Origin of the sequence: Actinomadura sp. NPDC000929, from assembly GCF_040492065.1 — a bacterium.
GTDB lineage: Bacteria > Actinomycetota > Actinomycetes > Streptosporangiales > Streptosporangiaceae > Spirillospora > Spirillospora verrucosospora.
Window position 1 is genome coordinate 1 of record NZ_JBEUPA010000258.1, and the last position, 5,755, is coordinate 5,755.

The 5,755-nt window shown below is 76.4% G+C and carries 5 protein-coding genes; all 5 read left to right on the forward strand.

The genetic code is table 11. From position 1 onward, the window contains the following. Positions 1 to 487: hypothetical protein (locus ABWI04_RS41265; protein WP_502913222.1), on the forward strand; the 487-nt coding region annotated here is incomplete at its 5' end. Positions 488 to 572: 85 nt separating this feature from the next. Next, entirely contained in the window at positions 573 to 1,313 is a 741-nt protein-coding gene (locus tag ABWI04_RS41270; protein ID WP_353835816.1) for a response regulator transcription factor, read from the forward strand. Then, the gene (locus ABWI04_RS41275) at positions 1,310 to 2,803 is read left to right on the forward strand and encodes a sensor histidine kinase (protein WP_353835817.1); all 1,494 of its coding nucleotides are present in this window, start codon (positions 1,310 to 1,312) and stop codon (positions 2,801 to 2,803) included. The genes ABWI04_RS41270 and ABWI04_RS41275 overlap by 4 nt, the downstream gene beginning before the upstream one ends. A 76-nt stretch (positions 2,804 to 2,879) precedes the next feature. Further along, positions 2,880 to 4,232, forward strand: coding sequence for a bifunctional glycosyltransferase family 2/GtrA family protein (locus ABWI04_RS41280; protein ID WP_353835818.1), 1,353 nt, complete (start codon positions 2,880 to 2,882; stop codon positions 4,230 to 4,232). Continuing rightward, a partial coding sequence (locus tag ABWI04_RS41285; RefSeq protein ID WP_353835819.1) for a glycosyltransferase family 39 protein occupies positions 4,229 to 5,755 on the forward strand: 1,527 nt, incomplete at its 3' end. The genes ABWI04_RS41280 and ABWI04_RS41285, both read left to right, overlap by 4 nt.

Here is a 5,755-nt window from a genome sequence, read left to right on the forward strand (position 1 = left end):
CGGCGCCGCCGAGGCCACCGGCGCCACCGCCGAACTGGCGCCGCTGGCCGACCTGGCCGCCCGCGCCGGCCGCGACCCCGCCGTGCGCGGCGCCGCCCGCACCGCCTCCGGGCTGCTCACCGCCGCCGCCGGAAGCGCCCTGGCCCGAACCGCCCGCGACCTGGCCGCCCGCGCCGCCACCGCCGCCGTCGAGGCCGTCCTGCGCGAACTGCTCCGCGACGCCCTCAAGCTCGCCCTGCGCGACACCCTGCGCGGCATCATCGTCGAGGTGTCCCGCGACGTCGTCGTCGACGTCGCCAAGACCACCTGGACCACCGCCACCCGCCCCGCCGCGCCCCGCCCGGCCGCCGCGACCGCCGTCGTCATCAAGGCCACCGTCGAGACCACCGAACCCGCCGCCGGCGGCGACGCGTGGGCCGACGCCACCGCCGAGACCGACACCGACACCGGCCTCGACCTCGGCGCGCGCCCCGACGGCGAACGCTGAACCGGCCCTCAGAAGTTTCTGAAAGAACCATGAGAAACACCCGCCGGCGGCCGGGCCGCCCACTGGCGCTGTCTACCGTGAGTACATGGAACCCGGCCCGCAGGACGCACCGCCCCCGCGGATCCTCGTGGTCGACGACGAACCCGCCGTCCGCGAGTCCCTGACCAGCAGCCTGGAGTTCGAGGGCTACCGGGTCGAAGGCGCCGCCGACGGCGTCACCGCCCTGGACCAGGTCGAGCGCGAGACCCCCGACCTGGTCGTGCTGGACGTGCTCATGCCGCGCATGGACGGCCTGACCACCTGCCGGCGGCTGCGCGCCCTCGGCGCCACCATGCCGGTCCTCATGCTCACCGCCCGCGACATGGTCGGCGACCGCGTCACCGGGCTGGACGCCGGCGCCGACGACTACCTCGCCAAGCCGTTCGACCTCGACGAACTGCTCGCCCGCGTCCGCGCCATGCTGCGCCGCGCCGCCATGACCGCCCCCGCCGGCACCGCGCCCGGTACCGCACCCGGCGACGTCCTGGCCTTCGACGACCTGCGCATGAACACCCTCACCCGCGAGGTCACCCGCGCCGGGCGCCCCCTGGAACTCACCCGCACCGAGTACATGCTGCTGGAAATGTTCCTCACCCACCCCCGCCAGGTCCTCACCCGCGAGCAGATCCTGGAGACCGTCTGGGGATTCGACTTCGAACCCGCCTCCAACTCCCTGGACGTGTACGTGATGTACCTGCGGCGCAAGACCGAGGCGGGCGGGCTGCCGCGGCTCGTCCACACCGTCCGCGGCGTCGGGTACGTGCTGCGCCCGGCGGCGTCCCCGTGAGCACCCGGGCCCCCGTCGCCCGGCGCCTCACCCGGAGGCTCACGCTCCGCGCCCGCATGGCGCTGCTCACCGCCGCGGCCGTCGCGCTCGCCGTCGCCGCCTGCGCCAGCGCCGGATGGCTGCTGACCCGCAACCAGCTGTACCGCGAACTGGACCGCCGCCTCGGCGCGGTGTCGGGCGGCCCGCCCGGCGCCCGCGACGGCGGCTACCGCGACGGTCAGCCCCCCTTCCACGGCCCCCGCCTGCCCCGCCGCCCCGAGGCGATCCTGGCCGCCTGCTCCTCCGACCCCACCGGCACCGGCGCCCAGAACCCGCCGCCCGGCCCCTACGAGATCATGCAGCTGGTCCGCGCCGACGGGCGGCGCTGCACCGTCCCCGGCGCCGGCGCGCTCCAGGTCGGCGCCGAGGACGCGCGGGTCGCCCGCGGCGAACGCGACCACGTCTACCACGACGGCACCGGCGTCACCGCCACCGGCGCCGAGGACGGCGTCCGGATCCTCACCCGCTCGTTCCGGCTGCCCGACGGCACCCCCGCCGCCGTGTCCTACGCCATCTCCCTCGACGAGGTCCGGGGCCCCCTGGACAACCTGGCGCTGCTGCTCACCGCCGTCACCGCCCTCGGCGTCCTGGTGTCCGCCGCCGCCGGCCTCATGATCGCCCGCGCGTCGCTGCGGCCCGTGGACGAGCTCACCGGCGCCGTTGAGCACATCGCCCGCACCGAGGACCTGGACACCCGCATCCCCGAGGAGGGCACCGACGAGATCGCCCGGCTCAGCCGCTCCTTCAACACCATGACCGCCGCCCTGGCCGCCTCCCGCGAACGCCAGCAGCAGCTCATCGCCGACGCCGGCCACGAGCTGCGCACCCCCCTGACCAGCCTGCGCACCAACATCGACCTGCTGCTGCGCGCCGAGGCCGCCGGCCGCGACCTGCCCGAGGAGACCCGCCGCAACCTGCTGGCCAGCGTCCGCGCGCAGATGCGGGAACTGTCCAGCCTCGTCGGCGACCTGCTGGAACTGGCCCGCCCCGCCGACACCGCCCCCGTCCACGAGACCGTCGCCCTGCACGAGGTCCTGGACCGCGCCGTCGAACGCGCCCGCCTGCGCGGCCCCGGCCTCACCGTCACCTGCGACGCCCGGCCCTGGCACGTCCACGGCGACCCCGCCTCCCTGGAACGCGCCATCGTCAACCTCCTCGACAACGCCGTGAAGTTCAGCCCGCCCGGCGGCACCGTCACCGCCGCCCTGCACGACGGCGAACTCACCGTCCGCGACCACGGCCCCGGCATCCCCGCCGCCGACCTGCCGCACGTGTTCGAACGGTTCTGGCGCTCCCCGTCGGCCCGCAGCCTGCCCGGCTCCGGCCTCGGACTGTCCATCGTCGCGCGCGTCGTCGCCGAATGCGGCGGAAGCGTCGCCCTGGAACCCGCCCCCGGCGGCGGCACCCTCGCCCGCGTCCGCCTCCCCGGCACCCCCGGCCCCGGCGACTGACCACCCGGCGGGTTTCTCATGCGGCGTTAAGACGCGGCTCACCGCCCTCCCACACCGGCCCCCGAACCTCGGTCCCATGAGTCACCTCATCACCGAACCGGGCACGCCCGCCGCGCCGCCCCCGCCGCCGCACGACCACGGCGGACGGGGACGGCTCGTCGAGGTGGTCGTCCCCGTCCACAACGAGGAACGCGTCCTGGCCGCCAGCGTCGAACGCCTGCACGCCTACCTCGCCGACACCCTGCCCTACCCCTTCCGCATCACCGTCGCCGACAACGCCAGCACCGACGCCACCTGGCCGATCGCCCGCGACCTGGCCGACCGCCACCCCCGCGTCCGCGCCGTCCGCCTGCGCGACAAGGGCCGCGGCCGCGCCCTGCGCCACGTGTGGGGCACCAGCGACGCCGACGTCGTCGCCTACATGGACGTCGACCTGTCCACCGACCTGGACGCCTTCCTGCCGCTGGTCGCCCCCCTCATCTCCGGGCACAGCGACCTGGCCATCGGCTCCCGCCTGACCCGCGGCTCCGCCGTCGTGCGCGGCCCCCGCCGCGAGATCATCTCCCGCTGCTACAACCTGCTGCTGCGCACCGCCCTGGCCGCCCGCTTCACCGACGCCCAGTGCGGCTTCAAAGCCGCCCGCACCGAGATCGTCCAGGCGCTGCTGCCCTCGGTCGAGGACGAGGAGTGGTTCTTCGACACCGAGCTGCTGCTGCTCGCCGAACGCAACGGGCTGCGCATCCACGAGGTCCCCGTCGACTGGGTCGACGACCCCGACAGCCGCGTCGACGTCCTGCGCACCGCCCGCGACGACCTGCGCGGCATGGCCCGCGTCGCCCGCCGCATGCTCACCGGCGCGTTCCGCGCCCCCGTCGGCGGGCGCCGCGGCCCCGCCGCCGCGGGCCGGGCCGCCGACGCGCTCCCCGCCGGCATGGCCCGCCAGCTGCCCGCCTTCGCCGTCATCGGCGTCCTCAGCACCCTCGCCCAGCTCATCCTGTTCGTCCTGCTGCGCCTGTTCCTCGGGCCGCTGTGGGCCAACGCCCTCTCCCTGGTGGTCACCACCGTCGGCAACACCGCCGCCAACCGCCGCTTCACCTTCGGCGTCACCGGCCCCCGCCGCGCCATGCGCCAGCAGCTCGAAGGCGGCGCCGCGTTCCTGCTCGGCCTGGCCCTCAGCACCGGCGGCCTGGCCCTGCTGCACGCCGCCGCGCCCGGCGCCGGACGCGCCGTCGAGGTCGCCGCGCTCGTCACCGCCAACGCCCTGGCCACCCTCGCCCGGTTCCTGCTCATGCGCGCCTGGATCTTCCACCCCCGCCGCCTCGGCGACCACCCCGCCGCACCCGCAGCCGCACCCGCCACGGGGCACGCCGCGGAGACCGTCGCCGCGCCCCCGCCCGCCCACGACAGCACCGGAGGCACCCCGGCATGACCTCCACCCTCACCCCGCCGCCTGCCGCTGGGCACACCGCGCCCCGCGGCCGCGCCCGCCGCCTGCTCCTCGGACCCGAAGGCGACCCCCGCTGGGCGCGCCCCGCCCTGTGGGCCGTCCTGATCGCCGCCACCGCCCTGTACGGGTGGGGACTGACGGCCGCCAGCGACGCCAACTCCTACTACTCCGCCGCCGTCAAGAGCGGCACCCAGAGCTGGAAGGCGTTCTTCTTCGGCTCCCTGGACGCCGGCTCCTACATCACCGTCGACAAACCCCCCATGGCCCTGTGGGCGATGGGGCTGACCGCCCGCGTCATCGGATTCGGGACCTGGAGCCTGCTGCTCCCGCAGGTCGCCGCCGGCGCCGCCGCCGTCGCCGTCCTGCACGCGACGGTCCGCCGCGCCTTCGGGCACGCCGCCGCGCTCACCGCCGCCGCCGTCCTGGCCCTCACCCCGATCACCGTCGCGATCAACCGCGACAACAACCCCGACACCCTCCTGGTGCTGTTCCTGGTCGCCGCCGCCTGGGCCTGCCAGCGCGCCATCGACACCGGCCGGCTGCGGCCCCTGCTCCTCGCCGCGTTCCTCGTCGGATGCGGCTTCAACACCAAGATGCTCCAGGCGTTCCTGGTCGTCCCCGCGCTGGCCCTGGCCTACCTGGTCGCCGCGCGGCCCGCCCCGGCCCGCCGCATCGGGCACCTGCTCGCCGCCGGCGCCGTCCTGGCCGCCTCCTCCCTGTGGTGGACGCTGCTGGTCGACGCCATCCCCGCCCGCTCCCGCCCCTACATCGGCGGCAGCACCGACGGCACCGCCTGGGACCTGGTCGTCGGCTACAACGGCCTCGGCCGCATCCTCGGCCAGGGCGGCGGCCCGGGCGGACGCGGCGGCCCCGGAGGAGGAGGCGGCTTCGGCGGCCGGTCCGGTGCCGGGCGTCTGTTCAACGACATCCTCGGCGGCCAGATCTCCTGGCTCATCCCGTTCGCCGTACTCGCCCTGGCCACCGGACTCGTCCTGCTGCGCCGCCGCCCCCGCACCGACCCCGCACGCGCCGCGCTGCTGCTGTGGGGCGGATGGCTCGCCGTCCACTACGTGGTGTTCAGCTTCGCCCAGGGCACCTTCCACCCCTACTACTCCACCGCGATGGCCCCCGCGATCGCCGCGCTCACCGGCGCCGGAGCCGTCCTGCTGACCCGCGCCCACCGCACGTCGCGGGCCTGGGCGTGGGTGCTGCCCGCGGGCGTCGCCGTCACGGGCGCGTGGGCGTTCGTCCTGCTGGACCGCACCCCGTCCTGGAACCCGTGGCTGCGGTGGGCCGTCGCCGCCGCCACCGTCCTGGCCGCCGCCGCCCTTATCGCGGGACGGGTTTCCGGCCGCGCCGGGACACGCGCCACCGTCGCCGGCCTCGCCCTCGCCGTGGCCGCGGGCCTGGCAGGCCCCGGCGCCTACGCCGTCGCGGCCGCCTCCACCACGTCCAACGGCACCAACCCCCTGGCCGGCCCCACCTCCGGCGGCGGCCCCGGCGGC